At 63.6% G+C, this 14,327-nt stretch carries 14 protein-coding genes; 9 read left to right on the top strand and 5 right to left on the bottom strand.

Translation table 11 applies throughout. From position 1 onward, the window contains the following. Window positions 1-17: 17 nt before the first annotated feature. Together garD and QQ992_RS11195 are read left to right on the top strand one after the other, a co-directional pair. Window positions 18-1,571, top strand: coding sequence for a galactarate dehydratase (gene garD / locus QQ992_RS11200; protein ID WP_286113401.1), 1,554 nt, complete (start codon window positions 18-20; stop codon window positions 1,569-1,571). Between the two features lie 117 nt (window positions 1,572-1,688). Beyond that, entirely contained in the window at window positions 1,689-3,269 is a 1,581-nt protein-coding gene (locus QQ992_RS11195; protein ID WP_286113400.1) for an aldehyde dehydrogenase (NADP(+)), read from the top strand. A 75-nt stretch (window positions 3,270-3,344) separates the two neighbouring features. Here QQ992_RS11195 and QQ992_RS11190 read toward each other — a convergent pair whose 3' ends face one another. Next, complete coding sequence (locus tag QQ992_RS11190) at window positions 3,345-4,094, bottom strand: FadR/GntR family transcriptional regulator (RefSeq protein WP_027608907.1); 750 nt, start codon at window positions 4,092-4,094, stop codon at window positions 3,345-3,347. Window positions 4,095-4,279: 185 nt separating this feature from the next. Here QQ992_RS11190 and QQ992_RS11185 point away from each other — a divergent pair, with 185 nt between their 5' ends. After that, window positions 4,280-4,930, top strand: coding sequence for a DUF998 domain-containing protein (locus tag QQ992_RS11185; RefSeq protein WP_286113399.1), 651 nt, complete (start codon window positions 4,280-4,282; stop codon window positions 4,928-4,930). Between the two features lie 74 nt (window positions 4,931-5,004). Beyond that, window positions 5,005-5,334: a hypothetical protein gene (locus QQ992_RS11180; RefSeq protein ID WP_016713830.1), complete on the top strand. Its 330-nt coding sequence runs from the start codon at window positions 5,005-5,007 to the stop codon at window positions 5,332-5,334. A gap of 65 nt (window positions 5,335-5,399) precedes the next feature. On the opposite strand, the gene QQ992_RS11175 is transcribed toward QQ992_RS11180, so the two are convergent. After that, window positions 5,400-6,320, bottom strand: a complete 921-nt coding sequence (locus QQ992_RS11175; RefSeq protein WP_286113398.1) for a LysR family transcriptional regulator — start codon at window positions 6,318-6,320, stop codon at window positions 5,400-5,402. Window positions 6,321-6,347: 27 nt separating this feature from the next. Continuing rightward, window positions 6,348-7,322 carry a quinone oxidoreductase family protein gene (locus QQ992_RS11170; RefSeq protein ID WP_286113397.1) on the bottom strand — a complete coding sequence of 325 codons (975 nt, stop codon included), beginning with the start codon at window positions 7,320-7,322 and terminating at the stop codon, window positions 6,348-6,350. 198 nt (window positions 7,323-7,520) lie between these two features. Here QQ992_RS11170 and QQ992_RS11165 point away from each other — a divergent pair, with 198 nt between their 5' ends. Further along, on the top strand, window positions 7,521-8,429 hold the full coding sequence (locus QQ992_RS11165) for a LysR family transcriptional regulator (protein WP_286113396.1): 909 nt from the start codon (window positions 7,521-7,523) through the stop codon (window positions 8,427-8,429). On the opposite strand, the gene QQ992_RS11160 is transcribed toward QQ992_RS11165, so the two are convergent. Beyond that, on the bottom strand, window positions 8,430-8,948 hold the full coding sequence (locus QQ992_RS11160; RefSeq protein ID WP_286113395.1) for a DMT family transporter: 519 nt from the start codon (window positions 8,946-8,948) through the stop codon (window positions 8,430-8,432). 195 nt (window positions 8,949-9,143) lie between these two features. Here QQ992_RS11160 and QQ992_RS11155 point away from each other — a divergent pair, with 195 nt between their 5' ends. The 3 genes from QQ992_RS11155 (at window position 9,144) to QQ992_RS11145 (ending at window position 11,194) form a co-directional block, all read left to right on the top strand. Next, the gene (locus QQ992_RS11155) at window positions 9,144-9,653 is read left to right on the top strand and encodes a MarR family winged helix-turn-helix transcriptional regulator (protein ID WP_286113394.1); all 510 of its coding nucleotides are present in this window, start codon (window positions 9,144-9,146) and stop codon (window positions 9,651-9,653) included. A gap of 117 nt (window positions 9,654-9,770) precedes the next feature. Continuing rightward, complete coding sequence (locus tag QQ992_RS11150) at window positions 9,771-10,535, top strand: hypothetical protein (RefSeq protein ID WP_286113393.1); 765 nt, start codon at window positions 9,771-9,773, stop codon at window positions 10,533-10,535. A gap of 20 nt (window positions 10,536-10,555) precedes the next feature. Then, the gene (locus tag QQ992_RS11145) at window positions 10,556-11,194 is read left to right on the top strand and encodes a peroxiredoxin-like family protein (protein ID WP_286113392.1); all 639 of its coding nucleotides are present in this window, start codon (window positions 10,556-10,558) and stop codon (window positions 11,192-11,194) included. 61 nt (window positions 11,195-11,255) lie between these two features. On the opposite strand, the gene QQ992_RS11140 is transcribed toward QQ992_RS11145, so the two are convergent. Then, the gene (locus QQ992_RS11140; RefSeq protein WP_105947456.1) at window positions 11,256-11,837 is read right to left on the bottom strand and encodes a hypothetical protein; all 582 of its coding nucleotides are present in this window, start codon (window positions 11,835-11,837) and stop codon (window positions 11,256-11,258) included. 215 nt (window positions 11,838-12,052) lie between these two features. Here QQ992_RS11140 and QQ992_RS11135 point away from each other — a divergent pair, with 215 nt between their 5' ends. Further along, window positions 12,053-14,185, top strand: coding sequence for a TonB-dependent receptor (locus QQ992_RS11135; RefSeq protein ID WP_286113391.1), 2,133 nt, complete (start codon window positions 12,053-12,055; stop codon window positions 14,183-14,185). Window positions 14,186-14,327: the final 142 nt, after the last annotated feature.

The raw sequence follows: 14,327 nt of genomic DNA, 5'->3' as shown, positions 1-14,327 counted from the left end.
ACAAGTAGGGCCCAAACATGCAGTTGATCGAACATTCCGACTCGCCCCGCTACGTCCGCCTGCACGACGACGATAACGTCGTGGTGGTTGTAAACGACGGCGGCCTGGGCGAAGGCGCCCGCTTCGCCGACGGCCTGACCCTGATCGAAGGCGTGCCGCAGAGCCACAAGGTGGCCACCGTGGCCATCGCCAAGGGCGAACCCGTGCGCCGCTATGGGCAAATCATCGGCTACGCGCTGGAAGACCTGCGCCAAGGCAGCTGGGTGCAGGAAAGCCAGCTGGCCATGCCGGCCGCACCAGAGCTGGACAGCCTGCCGCGCTGTGACGCTGTCCCACAGCCTTTGCCCCCCCTTGAGGGCTTCACCTTCGAAGGCTACCGCAACGCAGACGGCACCGTCGGTACCCGCAACATCCTCGGCATCACCACCACCGTGCAATGCGTAACCGGCGTGCTGGAGCATGCGGTCAAGCGCATTCGCAACGAACTGCTGCCCAAGTACCCCAACGTCGACGATGTGGTAGCCATCACCCACAGCTACGGCTGCGGCGTGGCCATCAACGCACGCGACGCCTACATCCCGATCCGCACCGTGCGCAACCTGGCGCGCAACCCCAACCTGGGCGGAGAGGCGCTGGTCATCAGCCTGGGTTGCGAAAAACTGCAGGCCGGGCAGGTGATGCACGACAACGACCCGTCGGTGGACCTCAGCGACCCGTGGCTGTACCGCCTGCAGGACGCCAGCCTGGGCTTTGTGGAAATGATCGAACAGATCATGGAACTGGCCGAAACCCGACTGAAGAAACTCGACCAGCGCCGACGCGAAACCGTACCCGCCAGCGAGCTGATCCTTGGCATGCAGTGCGGCGGCAGCGACGCCTTCTCGGGCATTACCGCCAACCCGGCACTGGGCTACGCGTCCGACCTGCTGGTACGCGCCGGAGCCACCGTGCTGTTCTCGGAAGTGACCGAGGTGCGCGACGCCATTTACATGCTGACCTCTCGTGCCGAAAACCAGGACGTCGCCGAATCCCTGGTGCGCGAGATGGACTGGTACGACCGCTACTTGCAGCAAGGCGCCGCCGACCGCAGCGCCAACACCACGCCGGGCAACAAGAAAGGTGGCCTGTCCAATATCGTCGAGAAGTCGCTGGGTTCGATCGTCAAGTCCGGCAGCGGCGCCATCCAGGGCGTGCTTGGCCCTGGCGAGCGGGTAAACCGCAAAGGCCTGATCTTCTGCGCCACCCCGGCCAGCGACTTCGTGTGCGGCACCCTGCAACTGGCCGCCGGCATGAACCTGCACGTATTCACTACCGGCCGCGGCACCCCGTATGGCCTGGCCATGGCGCCGGTGGTCAAGGTATGCACCCGCAGCGAACTGGCGCAGCGCTGGCCCGACCTGATCGACATCGACGCCGGGCGCATCGCCACAGGCCGTTCGACCATCGAAGAACTGGGTTGGGAACTGTTCCATTACTACCTGGACGTGGCCAGCGGCCGCAAGCAGACCTGGGCCGAACAGCACCGGTTGCACAATGACATCACCCTGTTCAACCCGGCACCGATTACCTGATGCCAAGGGCTCACTTGATCGTAGAACGCACCTCCTTCCCTGTGGGAGCGGGCATGCCCGCTCCCACAGGTCATGTGACAACCCGCCAGATTTACTCTCAATCTACAGGAGCACTCCATGCCTGAAATCCTCGGCCACAACTTCATCGCCGGCCAGCGTAGCGCCGCCGGCCAACAGCGCCTGCAGAGCCTGGACGCCAGCACTGGCGAAGCCCTGCCCTACAACTTTGCCCAGGCCACTGAAACCGAAGTGGACCAGGCAGCCAAAGCCGCCGCCGCTGCCTTCGCCGAATTCCGCCAACTGGCCCCAGCGCGGCGCGCCGAATTCCTTGAAGCCATTGCCGCGGAACTGGACGAACTGGACGACGCTTTCGTCGCCATCGTCTGCCGAGAAACCGCCCTGCCCGCCGCCCGCATTCAAGGCGAGCGTGGCCGCACCAGCGGCCAGATGCGCCTGTTCGCCCAGGTGCTGCGCCGGGGTGATTTCCTTGGCGCCCGTATCGACCTGGCCTTGCCCGAGCGCCAGCCGCTGCCGCGTGTAGACCTGCGCCAGATGCGCATCGGCGTTGGCCCGGTCGCCGTGTTCGGCGCCAGCAACTTCCCGCTGGCCTTCTCCACCGCCGGTGGCGACACCGCCGCCGCCCTGGCTGCCGGTTGCCCGGTGGTGTTCAAGGCACACAGCGGCCACATGGCCACCGCCGACCTGGTCGGCTGCGCCATCGTGCGTGCCGCCGAGCGTACCGGCATGCCGAAGGGTGTGTTCAACATGGTATTCGGTGGCGGCGTGGGCGAGTGGCTGGTCAAGCACCCGGCCATCCAGGCTGTCGGCTTCACCGGTTCACTCAAAGGTGGCGACGCCCTGTGCCGCATGGCTGCCGAGCGCCCGCAACCCATCCCTGTGTTCGCCGAGATGTCCAGCATCAACCCGGTGATCGTCCTTCCGGGCGCCCTCGCCAAACGTGGCGAGGCCATCGCCCGCGAACTGGCCGGCTCCGTGTGCATGGGCGCCGGCCAGTTCTGCACCAACCCGGGCATGGTCATCGGCTTGCAATCGCCTCAGTTCAGCCAACTGCTGGCCGACCTTGGCCAGCACCTGAACGCCCAGGCCGGCCAGACCATGCTCAACGCCGGCGGCCTGCGCAGTTACGTCGGCGGCCTGGAACACCTGCACGCCCACGCGGGTATCCAGCACCTGGCTGGCCAGCCACAGGAAGGCAGACAGGCCCGCGCCCAGCTGTTCAAGGCCGACGCCAGCCTGCTGGTGAATGCCGACCCGCTGCTGCAGGAAGAAGTGTTCGGCCCAACCACCGTAGCCGTCGAAGTGCAGGACAACGACCAGCTGCGCGCCGCCCTGCTCGGCCTGCGTGGCCAGCTGACCGCGACGCTGATCGGTGAGCAGGAGGACTTCGAGGCCTTTGCCTGGCTGGTGTCGCTGCTGGAGGAGAAGGTCGGGCGCATTCTGGTCAACGGTTACCCGACCGGTGTCGAAGTGTGTGATGCGATGGTCCACGGCGGGCCCTACCCGGCCACTTCGGATGCGCGCGGCACGTCGGTAGGTACCTTGGCCATCGACCGCTTCCTGCGACCGGTGTGCTACCAGAACTACCCGCAGGCGCTGCTGCCTGAAGCCCTGCGCGATGGCAACCCATTGGGTCTGCGCCGCCTGGTAAATGGTCAGTGGCGTGACGGGGCGATCTGAGTGATTGCCTGAAACAAGAAAGCCCCGCGCATGGCGGGGCTTTTCTTTTGGCAGTGTCCGCTGGCAAGAGAAACGTCAGGCCCCTTGCGCCTCCGCCTCTTCATGCACCTGGCGCAAACGCTCCCGGCTATTGCTCAGGTGCATGCGCATGGCCATCTTCGCCCCTTCGCTGTCACGCCGGGCAATGGCTTCGTAGATCGCTTCGTGCTCATGCATCAACCGGCTCATGTAATGCGCCTGGTCATCATGGGCCAACCGCGCCGAATTCAGCCGGGTACGCGGGATGATGCTGGTACCTAGGTGGTTGATGATGTCGGCGAAGTAATGGTTGCCGCTGGCCTGTGCAATGCGCAGGTGAAACTGGAAGTCTGCCGACACGGCATCGTTGGCATGGGCCGCCCCTTCGTTGAGTTCGTCCAGCGCCGCGCGCATGCCTGCCAGCTCTTCATCGCTGCGCCGCTGCGCCGCCAGGCCAGCCGACTCGATCTCCAGGGCAATGCGTAATTCCAGCACTGCCAGCACTTCACGCAGGGTGACCACGGTGGCCGGGTCGATGCGAAAGCCCCCGGTGGCCGGCGCGTCCAGCACGAAGGTGCCGATGCCATGACGGGTCTCGACCTGCCCGGCGGCCTGTAGCCGCGAGATCGCCTCACGCACCACCGTGCGGCTGACGCCCTCCTCAGCCATGATCTGCGATTCGGTCGGAAGCTTGTCGCCACGCTTGAGCTGGCCACTGCGAATGCGCTCGGTCAGCACCGTGACCAGTTCCTGGGCCAGACTACGCGGCTTGCGCCGGGTCCTTGCCTGTACCTGCTGCTCTGTCATTGCCCTGTGTTTCACCTTGAAAGACAGCGCTCATCATAGCGCATGCAGTTGTACGATCACATACACCTGGTGCGGTATTTATTGCGCATCCCTGTCGCCCCACCTCGGGAAAAGCTGGCCCAAAGCCAGTGCAAGCCTGTACTGTGCGCCTTTGCGCTCACTCACCCATGGAAGGAAGACCCGGCATGAAAGCCCACGACCGCCTGCTGCTCGCCAGCGGCCTGCTGATCCCCCTCTGGCTGCTGGCCGGTGTATGGCTCACTGCCCAGGCCTACCCCGGCTACGACCACCTGCAACAGGCCATGAGCCAACTCGGTGCCGTTGGTTCGCCAACCCATAGCTGGTCACCACGGGTCAACAACTTCCCCCTGGCCGTGCTGTTCGCACTGTTTGCCTGGGGCCTGGTGCGGCGCTGGCGTCACTCCAGACTTGCACTGCTGAGTGCGGGCCTGGTGCTGCTACACGGTGTCGGCAGCCTGGGCACCGGCTGGTTCCCCTGCGACCAGGGGTGCGCTCCGGCACAGCCGTCCACCTCTCAGCAACTGCATAACCTGTCCGGCCTGCTGATGTTTCTCTCACTGACCCTGGCCAGCGCCTTGTGGGCCTGGCTGGGCAATCGCATTGCAGGTTCAGCCGCTCTGTCGTTGTTCTCCCTGGCCTGCGTGGTACTCGCGATCGTTACTGTCGCGCTGATGGGCCAGGCGGTAGAAAGCGGCCAGTTGTTCGGCCTGTACCAACGGCTGAACTATGGCGTGTCGGTGATCTGGGTCGCCGGCCTGGCCTGGGCCAGCCTGCGAAAACCTGCCACCAGCCCGCTACGCATGGCGGTGATCTGACGGCAAACTGCTGGCCCCCAGCCTTGAAAAGCGAAGGCAAACTTCCTTCCTCTTCAGATGCTTAGGACAGCAACATGCGAGTACTTCTAGCAACGTTGGCCGGTTGCCTGCTGGCCACGCTCGCTTTCGGCGCCCAAGCCCGGGCGCCAAGCCAGAACGATCGCCACACCTGCACCTGGGGTGCGCAGATAGCCGCCGAAGCCCAACAGGCCAAGCTTTCCGGGGTAACGCTGTATGCCACGCGAAAGAAGCTGCAGGTACGCAAATTCCCCAAACCGTGGATGCGCATGACCGCCTTCGGTATCACCGAGCAGACCTACAACAGCCGCTCGCGGCTAAAGCCGTCGGCAATCAGGCAGACTTACTATGAGCAGTGCGTTCAGCATGCTGTAGCAAGAAGATAATTTGTTATTTATCAAAAGATTATGAAATAAACTTTAGAATAAATCTTGGATCACGACAGACCGTATCAAGGCCGCCAAGGGGCTCCGGCCTTGAAGCGGTCTTCCAGCCAGGCCTTGAATGCCCCCAGTGCCGCTGTATTCAGGCGCGCGGTCGGCCGCACCAGGTAAATGCCCGCGGCCACATCCAGCTGCCACTGCGGCAACACCCGCACCAGGCGCCCACGGGCAAGGTCTTCGCCCATCAGCCAGTCTCCCCCGGCAAGAATACCCACACCACGCCGCGCCGCCTCCAGCAGCGCCTCATTGTCATTGCTGCGTAAGTTGCCAGCGACTTTAACGCTTACCTGCTGCCCAGCGCTCATCAAGCGCCACTCAGGAAATGAACGTAAGCCACTGAATCCCAAGCAGTTATGACCAACCAGATCCTCCGGCCGGGCAGGCACGCCCTGGCGAGCGAGGTACTCGGGTGAGGCGCACAGGATGCGCAGGTGATCGCACAGCTTCCTGGCGACCAGGCGATTGTCCGCCAGCTCACCAATGCGGATGGCGGCGTCGAAACCTTCGCCGATCAGATCGACGAATCGATCAGCGTACTCAGCCTCCACCGTTACCTGCGGGTAGGCCAGCACGAAGTCGGCCAGCATCCCGCTCAACCAGCGCCGGCCCATGGCCGCCGGCAACGCCAGGCGCAAGCGCCCGCGCACCGCTACCGCGCCCTCGGCAGCTTCCTGTTCCGCCTCGGCGATCAGCCGGTTGGCCTCGCGCACCTTGGCCACCAACCGCTCGCCTTCATCGGTAAAACGCAATTGCCGTGTGCTGCGCTCCACCAGGCGAATGCCCAGGCGGGCCTCCAGTGCACTCAGGCGCTTTGACAGCACCGTGGGGTGGCGCTCCAGCAGCCGCCCGGCAGCGGCAAACGACCCCTGCTCGTGCAGGGCCAGCAAGGTGGCACGTTCATCGGCGCGGCGGCTGTCGAAGGCATCCATGGCAAGACTCGGCGGTGTGATCGGGCATCAGGCGGTAAGGACCAGCGCGCCCTCCGACAGCCCTTGTTCCAGGTCCCGGTGGGCCCTGGCCACTTCGGCCAGCGGGTAGCGACGCCAGACCCGAGGCTGGATGATACCTTCGGCGACGGCTGCCAGCACATCGGCGGCGCGCTGCTGATATTCGCCAACCGTGCGCGTGTGTGCCGCCAGCGACGGTCGGGTCAGGTAAAGCGAGCCTTTGGCATTGAGCGTGGCGACCTCGATCGCCGCCGGGGCACCGGAGGTACCGCCAAACGACACCAGCAGGCCGCGCACCCGCAGGCTGTCCAACGAAGCGCCCAGCGACACCTTGCCGACACAGTCATAGACCACGTCCACGCCCTGCCCTTGGGTCAGCTCGCGCACTTCACCGGCCAGTGTTGCCGCATCGAACACCAGCACATGGTGGCAGCCAGCCGCCTGCGCCCTGCCCACGCTCTGCGGGCGCGATACCACGCCAATCACTGTCGCCCCGAGATGCCGCGCCCAAGGCGCCATCAGCTGGCCCAAGGCACCGGCGGCACCGTACAGCAGCACTTGAGTACCCGGCCCCACAGCACAGGTGGTTTTCAGCAGGTACTGCGCCGTGATGCCCTTGAACAACACCGCTGCGGCGGCCTCGTCATCCAGCTGCGGTGGCAGCTTGACCAGCCGGTCGGCCGGGAACAGCCGACCGCTGGCATAGGCACCTACCGGCCCCATTGCATAGGCGACCCGATCGCCCACCTTCACGTTGGTTACCCCCTCGCCGATGGCCGCAACCCGGCCTGCGCCTTCCAGGCCCAGGCCCGAGGGCAATGGCAGCGCTGCGCCACCCTTGCGCTGCAACACGTCAAGGGGGTTTACGCCAATGAACGTCTGCTCCAGCCAGACCTGGCCAGGCCCTGGCGATTGCGCGTCGACGTGTTCAAGCTGCATGACATCGGCCGTGCCGGTGGTATCGAGGATGATGCGGGTAGCCATGATCGAATCCTGCTGGATGAATGTTCGAATCAGGCTAATGAGGCTGGCAAAGTTGAACAATCAGGCTGGATGCAGATTATATCTGCACCTCTTGCAGCAAAGGATTGAATGCTGCTAACACCGTTAGCAACGACATGTCGGTGCTTGTATTTGTTAACCTGATCAAGACATTTGAACAGTGATAAAGCCATTCACCCCATGGATGAACTGCGCAAGATCGACCTCAACCTGCTGCTGGCCCTTCACGCGCTGCTCAGCGAGAAACACGTGACCCGCGCCGCCCTGCGCCTGCACCGCAGCCAACCGGCGGTAAGCCACGCCCTGGCGCAGTTGCGCAAACACTTCGACGACCCCTTGCTCGTTCGCCAGAACGGCCGCATGGCGCTCACCACACTCGCCCAGTCGCTGGCCAGCCCGCTGCAGGATGCGTTGGGCAGCCTCAATGGCCTACTCGCCACCCCCCAGTTCGACCCGGCCAAGGCCGAGCGCCGCTTCAGGCTGTCGCTGTCCGACTACTCGTCGCGCATTATCCTGCCACCCCTGATGCGCCATCTGCGCCAGGTCGCACCCGGGGTAGACCTGGCCATCAGCCAGGCCAGCCGCGAAACCATGCTGGCCCAACTGCTCGACGGCGAACTGGACCTGGCCTTGGGCATCTTCCCGGACCGGCCCCAGGGCATCACTACCCAGCCGCTGTTTGCCGACAGTTTCATCAGCGTCGCCGACCGCCAGGTGCTGCCAGCCAGCGGCGGCCTGGCGCTGGAAGACTGGCTGGCGCGCCCGCATGTACTGATGGCCATGCGCCCGGACGCCTTCGATGAGATTGAACGTGCGCTGGCGGCCCAAGGCCTGCGCCGTCGAATTGCCCTGGCCTTGCCACACTGGAGCGCAGCGGTGGAGGTATTGGCCGGTACCGACCTGATCCTTACCGTGGCCAGCCGCGCCGTAGGTTCACTGCACCCGCACAACGCGTTACGCCAGTTCGAACCGCCATTGGCAATCCCCTCGTTCGACTACCAGCAGGCCTGGCACAGCCGTAAGGACAGCGACCCGGGGCATCGATGGCTGCGCGAAACCGTGTGGGCCTGCAGCCAACCGGGGTGCTGATCAACCTTCTGGCGGCTTCACCACCGCTGCGGCACTGGCCGGTGCCGCCGTCGTCCAGATGCCCTGCACCAGCAGCACGCCACATAAAATCAGCACCACGCCCGCCAGCCTGGCCAGGTTGAGTGGCTTGCCCGCCAACCCCATTACCCCAAAATGGTCGGCCAGCACTGCGGTGATGATCTGCCCGGCCACGACCAGTACCAGGAAGCCCGCAGCCCCCAGCCTTGGGGTAAGAGCAGCAGCACCGGCCACATACAGAGCCCCCAGAACACCCCCTACCCACAGCCACCAAGGCCCCTGCAGCGCCTTGCCCATGTCCGGTGCAGGCACCCTGAGGACCAGCAGGGCAACAATCACCACCAGCGAACTCACCGTCAACGAGGTGAACGCCCCCCATAACCAGTGCCCCAATGCCCGGCCTACGGCAGCGTTAGCGGTGGCCTGAAAGGGCAGTACGGCACCTGCAAACAACGCCAGGGCGAGCGGCAGAACCAACAGAAGCATGGATTTACTGAACATGGCCGTGCCTTTTCAACGTTTTGATGACCGCCATCATCGTGCAATGCACCAGGCTGATGGAAATCAAAATCATGCACACGAACTATTCGTAACATGCATGAAAAACAGCCGTGCAACGCAATAACTCAATCGCTATCGCAGCCCTGTAACACAGCCACTGTTGATTTACTAAGGCGCCAAGATAAACTGCGCCTTATGAATATTCTTGAGAACAAGCATCACATCATGCTCGACGCACTGGCAGAGGCCCCTGCCGACGCCAGGCAAAGCGTGCGCCTGTGCTTCGAACTGCTGTCCGCGGCTGCGGCAATCAACCGCGTGTGCGCGGTGCGCCTGGCTCGCCATAACCTGTCGGAGGGGCGTTTCGCCATCTTGCTGACGTTGCAAGCGGCTGGCGGACGCTTGTCGCCGCTGGAACTGGCGACGCGTCTGGCGATCACTTCGGGCACCGTCACCGGTCTGCTCGACGGCCTGCAAGGCGACGGCTTCATCAAGCGCCGAAAGGATGCCCATGACCGTCGCAAACTGAGTATCAGCCTTACCCCGGCAGGTGTTGCTGTCCTGGACGCGGTATTCGCCGAACACACCGACTGGATCGGCACGATCATGCACACGCTGGACAACACACAGCGGGAAGCCCTTTCCGCCACGCTGCAGGCACTTTCGGCGAGCCCTGCCCTGGCATTGCCACCCGACAAGGGCTGAAGCCAATACCCCGTCAAACCACATGGAGGTGGATGATGTTGCAGAATCAGAACGAGCGCGACCAGGCAGGGCGGCGCCAGCCCCCCACTGCCAACCTGCTGTGGCGGAGCCTCGGCAATGACTGATGATCGCAAGTCCCTGATCGACCTTGGCCAACTGCCAACCCGCAACCTGGCCGAATGCCTGGCCGTGGATCAGGTGACACTGGCCAATACGCTGGTTACCCGGTTACCTGCAGCACTGGTCGAGCAACTGGCTGCCTGCGCTGACCAGGTTCAGACGCTGGGCCTGTCAAAGAAGGTTGCAGCCATCGGCCTGGCGCTGGGCCAATGGCTGGAACATGCACCCGCCCCCCTGCGCCAGGAGGTGTTCGAGCAATGCTGTGCACACCCGTCCGACACCGTACGCAGCTGGGCAGCCTTCGCTCAGGCACACCTTTCACGCACGCTGCCTGCACAAGACGCCCTGCTGGCGCAGTTGCGCTTTGCCCGCGATGAGCATTTTGGTGTACGCGAATGGGCCTGGATTGCCCTGCGCCCACGCCTGGCACAGCAGTTGGACACCGCCCTGCCCCTGCTCAGCCGCTACGCCGGCGACGCAGACCCGCTGGTGCGACGCTTTTGTATCGAAATCCTGCGCCCACGTGGCGTCTGGTGTGGGCACATAGCCGCGCTCAAAGAACACCCGGAAGTGGCCGAGGCGTTGCTGGTACCGCTGTTGGCCGAGGCTGAAAGGTACGCCCAGGATTCGGTCGCCAACTGGCTTAACGATGCCAGCAAAACCCGCCCCGATTGGGTACTCCAGCTGTTCCAGCGCTATCCCCCCGGCTGCAAGGCCTCGCAGCGAATCCACACGCGGGCAACCCGAAGCCTGCCCCGGTGAATCACCACAAGGAGAGAAGCATGTCACTCAAGGAAAAACTCGACGCCATCAAACAGCAGATGGGCCAACTGCCCGCCGACGTGCTGGAAAAATTCAGCACGTCGCTACAGGCCTTGATCGCACGCCACCCCGAAGCCCATGCGCTGAAAGCCGGCGACCGCGCACCACTGGCCGTGTTGGAGGATGCCGATGGCAAGGCCGTAGACCTGCATGCCTTGCTGGCACGCGGCCCATTGGTGCTGGTTTTCTATCGCGGCCTGTGGTGCCCGTTCTGCAATGCCGCGCTTGGCGAATACCAGCAGATGGTGGGTGACCTGGCCGCCAGCGGTGCCACCTTGGTGGCTGTCTCCGCCCAGAGCCCTGCCGCCACCTGGAAAACCCGCGAAGCCCTGGGGGTGCGCTATCAACTGTTGAGCGACCCCGGCAACCAGTTGGCGCGCCAGTACGGCATCGTCTTCGAACTGGAACCGGAGCTCGAGGCGGTGTACCGCTCACTCGGTGCAGACCTCAAGGCCCTCAATGCCAGCGACGACCTCGGTTTGCCGATGGCCAGCGCATTCGTCATCGGCCAGGACGGCCACATACGCCGGGCGTTCATCAATGTCGACTATTCCGAACGCGCCGAACCCCAGGCACTGATCGAAGCCGCCAGCCACTGACAGCACATGCCCGCACTCCACGTTCGACCTCGGAGGCAACCGAGGTCGGCAGCGGCTGAAATCAGCGCGAGGTTTCGACGCGCAGCACTTCGGTGTAGATCGCGTCGACGGTCTGACCGACCTTGAGGTTTTTCATGCGCGCCTGCAGGTCCGGGTTCTCGACCTTGACCACCTGCAGTTTGCCCTCTGGCGGCAGCAGGCTCACTTCATGTTTGGCGAGGTCGATCTTCTTGATCTGCGAGGTAACCCTGACCTGGCGGAAGGCCTCGCCGCCCGGGTTGGGGTTTTGCGCCGTGGCGCGAATGGTGCCGGACTCCTCACTGGCCTTCGGCGCCCCGCCCACATCCGTGTTGAGCACATAGGCCACGGCACGGGTCACGAAGATGTCGACCTGGTCCCCCACCTTGAGGTTGGGTAGGGCCTTGGCCTTTTCAGTCAGCTGGAACGTCACATCCTTCTTGTTATCTGGGCCCTTCACCGTGACCTGGCGGTTGGCCAGGTCGATGGCGGTGACCTGCGTGGTCACGTGACTTTCCAGCGCCTCGCTGGCAATCGGGATATCTGCAGCGTGCACGGTGAGGCTGGTAGCGGACACCAGCGTGGCCAAAGCAACAGCACGCGCAAGAGAGCGGATCGGGTTCATAGGCCTGCTTCCATGTGATCAAGACCGGATAGGGGCGCGAAATGCTCGCGCGCCAACAAGCATAGACCCTGTCCGCCACCCTGCTGGCGCGACGTATTTCGTCCTGTTTTCGTCATGCCCACCCTTGTAATAGCAAATGCGAACCCTTTACACTTGCTTTACATTTACAAATCATTACTATTCGTGACCTTCAAAACAACAAAGAGTCACCTGTAATGGCAAAAAGGTCTGTTGCCCCAGCATCCATTTCCGTGCTGGGCCTGCTAGTAGTGCCTGCTGTTCACGCCGCCGTTCAACCCGATGCTCAGGGCTCTCTCGCCCTGCCTGCCACTGCCGTCACCAGCGCCTACGAGCAACAAAGCTACAAGGCCAGTGATACCCGCAGCGCCATGAAGATCGACGCGCCACTGCGCGACATCCCGCAAACCGTCAACGTCGTGCCTGAAAGCGTGATCAAGGACCAAGGCGCGCAATCCATGGAAGACGTGCTAAAAAACGTGCCCGGCATCGGCCTGTCCAACGGCGACGGCCAGCGCGACCAGGTGACCATCCGTGGCTTCAGCGCCATTGGTGACATGTATATCGACGGCGTGCGGGATGACGCCCTGTACTTCCGCGATCTGTCCAACATCGAACGTGTCGAGGTCATCAAGGGCCCTGCAGCCGTGCTGTATGGCCGCGGCTCTTCCGGCGGGCTGATCAACAGCATCAGCAAGAAACCAAGCTTTACGCCCAAGCGCGAGGTTGGCATGAGTTTCGACAGCGAAGGCAAGCGCCGTACGCAGTTCGACACCGGCTGGGCCGACCCGCAAAGCAACCAGGCTTACCGTGTCACCGGCGCCTTCGAAGACAGCGACACCTTCCGCGACGATGGCTACATCGACCGCAAGGCCATTGCGCCGTCGGCCTACTTCCGCCTGTCCGACGACCTGGAACTGAACCTGGGTGCCACCTACCTGTACGACAAGCGCCTGATCGACTTCGGCATCCCGGCCCTGGGCAATCGCCCTGTGGATGTGGACCGTGACAAACGCTTCGGCTCTGGCGACGCCGACCAGGACTACGCCCGCAGCGAAGTGTTCTCGTTGACCGCCAGCCTGGACTACCGCATCAACGACAACTTCACCCTGACCAACACCAGCCGCTACTACCGCTACGACCTGGACCGCAACAACACCCTGGCTGACAGCAGCCCGACACGCTTCGTCACTGCGCCCAACGGCGAACTGCTGGTCAAGCTCAACCGCGGCAACGTAGCCCGTGACGAATACGGCGTATTCAACCAGACCGAGCTCAAACAACAGGCGCAACTGGCCGGCATGCAGCACAACCTGCTGTACGGCGTGGAAGTGGGCTTCCAGGACAAGTACCAGCGCGTGCTGAGCCAGAACAACGTGGCCCAGGTGCCGGTGTACCGCGACGCCCTGGTATCGGTACCCGAGCACGCTGCCAACCTCTCCTCCAAAGGCACCAACTTCCAGCAGACCACCGGCCTGTACCTGCAGGACATGATCGAGCTGAACGAGCACTGGAAGGCCTTGGTCGGGGTGCGTTATGACATCTTTGGCCAGGAGTACGACGACGACCGCGTGCAGAACGTCGACCTCGACCGTACCGACAAGACCTGGAGTCCACGTGCCGGCCTGGTCTACCAGCCAGACGCCATCCAGTCCTACTACGTGTCGGTCAGCCGCAGCTACCAGCCTTCGGGCGAGGTGTTCGCGGTCAGTCCGACCAACCAGCACCTGGAGCCGGAAGAAACCACCAACTACGAAATCGGCGCCAAGTGGGACCTGCTCGACAGCCGCCTGTCGCTGACAGCGGCGGTGTTCCGCCTGGAACGCACCAACATGAAGACCGCCGACCCGGCCAACCCCAACCTGACCGTGCTGGCCGGCGAACAACGCACCGACGGCTTCGAGGCCACCGTCAGCGGGCAGCTTACGGACAAGTGGCAGATCTACGCCGGCTACGCCTACCTGGATGCCGAGATCACCAAGTCCAACAGCAAGACCAACGGCGTGGCCAACGAAGGCCAGACCCCTACCTTGACGCCGCGCAACAGCGCCAACGTCTGGCTGGTACGCACCCTGACCCCGGAGTGGCGCGTGGCCGCTGGCGCCAACTACGTGGACGAACGCTACACCGCGCTCGACAACGTGGTGGTGATGCCGGGCTACACCACCTTCGACGCTGCGCTGCTGTACAGCGTGCCGCAGTGGGACGCGGCGCTGCGCCTGAAGAACGTGTTCGACCGGGATTACTATGCCTCGGCACATGGCTCGGTAGACCTGGTTACCCCAGGGGCACCCCGTACGCTGGAAGCCAGCTTCAACTACCGCTTCTGACCTTCGGCACACACTCAAGCCTTGCATGCCCCGTATGAGCGGGGCCTTCCGTCACGAAAGGGGCGCGCAGCGCCCCGCCTGTTTGCAGCTTCGCCGATGTCTGCACATACGAATCAGCCCGCTACTGCGCCGCAACAGTTCA

The organism is Pseudomonas kurunegalensis (assembly GCF_030291635.1).
GTDB lineage: Bacteria > Pseudomonadota > Gammaproteobacteria > Pseudomonadales > Pseudomonadaceae > Aquipseudomonas > Aquipseudomonas monteilii.
This window is presented reverse-complemented; position numbering and strand designations above follow the sequence as displayed.

What these genes read in the sequence shown, in the direction of transcription:
- garD (WP_286113401.1), top strand. Translation starts at nt 18, where the DNA reads ATGCAGTTGATCGAACATTCCGACTCGCCCCGCTACGTCCGCCTGCAC.
- QQ992_RS11195 (WP_286113400.1), top strand. Translation starts at nt 1,689, where the DNA reads ATGCCTGAAATCCTCGGCCACAACTTCATCGCCGGCCAGCGTAGCGCC.
- QQ992_RS11190 (WP_027608907.1), bottom strand. Translation starts at nt 4,094, where the DNA reads ATGACAGAGCAGCAGGTACAGGCAAGGACCCGGCGCAAGCCGCGTAGT.
- QQ992_RS11185 (WP_286113399.1), top strand. Translation starts at nt 4,280, where the DNA reads ATGAAAGCCCACGACCGCCTGCTGCTCGCCAGCGGCCTGCTGATCCCC.
- QQ992_RS11180 (WP_016713830.1), top strand. Translation starts at nt 5,005, where the DNA reads ATGCGAGTACTTCTAGCAACGTTGGCCGGTTGCCTGCTGGCCACGCTC.
- QQ992_RS11175 (WP_286113398.1), bottom strand. Translation starts at nt 6,320, where the DNA reads ATGGATGCCTTCGACAGCCGCCGCGCCGATGAACGTGCCACCTTGCTG.
- QQ992_RS11170 (WP_286113397.1), bottom strand. Translation starts at nt 7,322, where the DNA reads ATGGCTACCCGCATCATCCTCGATACCACCGGCACGGCCGATGTCATG.
- QQ992_RS11165 (WP_286113396.1), top strand. Translation starts at nt 7,521, where the DNA reads ATGGATGAACTGCGCAAGATCGACCTCAACCTGCTGCTGGCCCTTCAC.
- QQ992_RS11160 (WP_286113395.1), bottom strand. Translation starts at nt 8,948, where the DNA reads ATGTTCAGTAAATCCATGCTTCTGTTGGTTCTGCCGCTCGCCCTGGCG.
- QQ992_RS11155 (WP_286113394.1), top strand. Translation starts at nt 9,144, where the DNA reads ATGAATATTCTTGAGAACAAGCATCACATCATGCTCGACGCACTGGCA.
- QQ992_RS11150 (WP_286113393.1), top strand. Translation starts at nt 9,771, where the DNA reads ATGACTGATGATCGCAAGTCCCTGATCGACCTTGGCCAACTGCCAACC.
- QQ992_RS11145 (WP_286113392.1), top strand. Translation starts at nt 10,556, where the DNA reads ATGTCACTCAAGGAAAAACTCGACGCCATCAAACAGCAGATGGGCCAA.
- QQ992_RS11140 (WP_105947456.1), bottom strand. Translation starts at nt 11,837, where the DNA reads ATGAACCCGATCCGCTCTCTTGCGCGTGCTGTTGCTTTGGCCACGCTG.
- QQ992_RS11135 (WP_286113391.1), top strand. Translation starts at nt 12,053, where the DNA reads ATGGCAAAAAGGTCTGTTGCCCCAGCATCCATTTCCGTGCTGGGCCTG.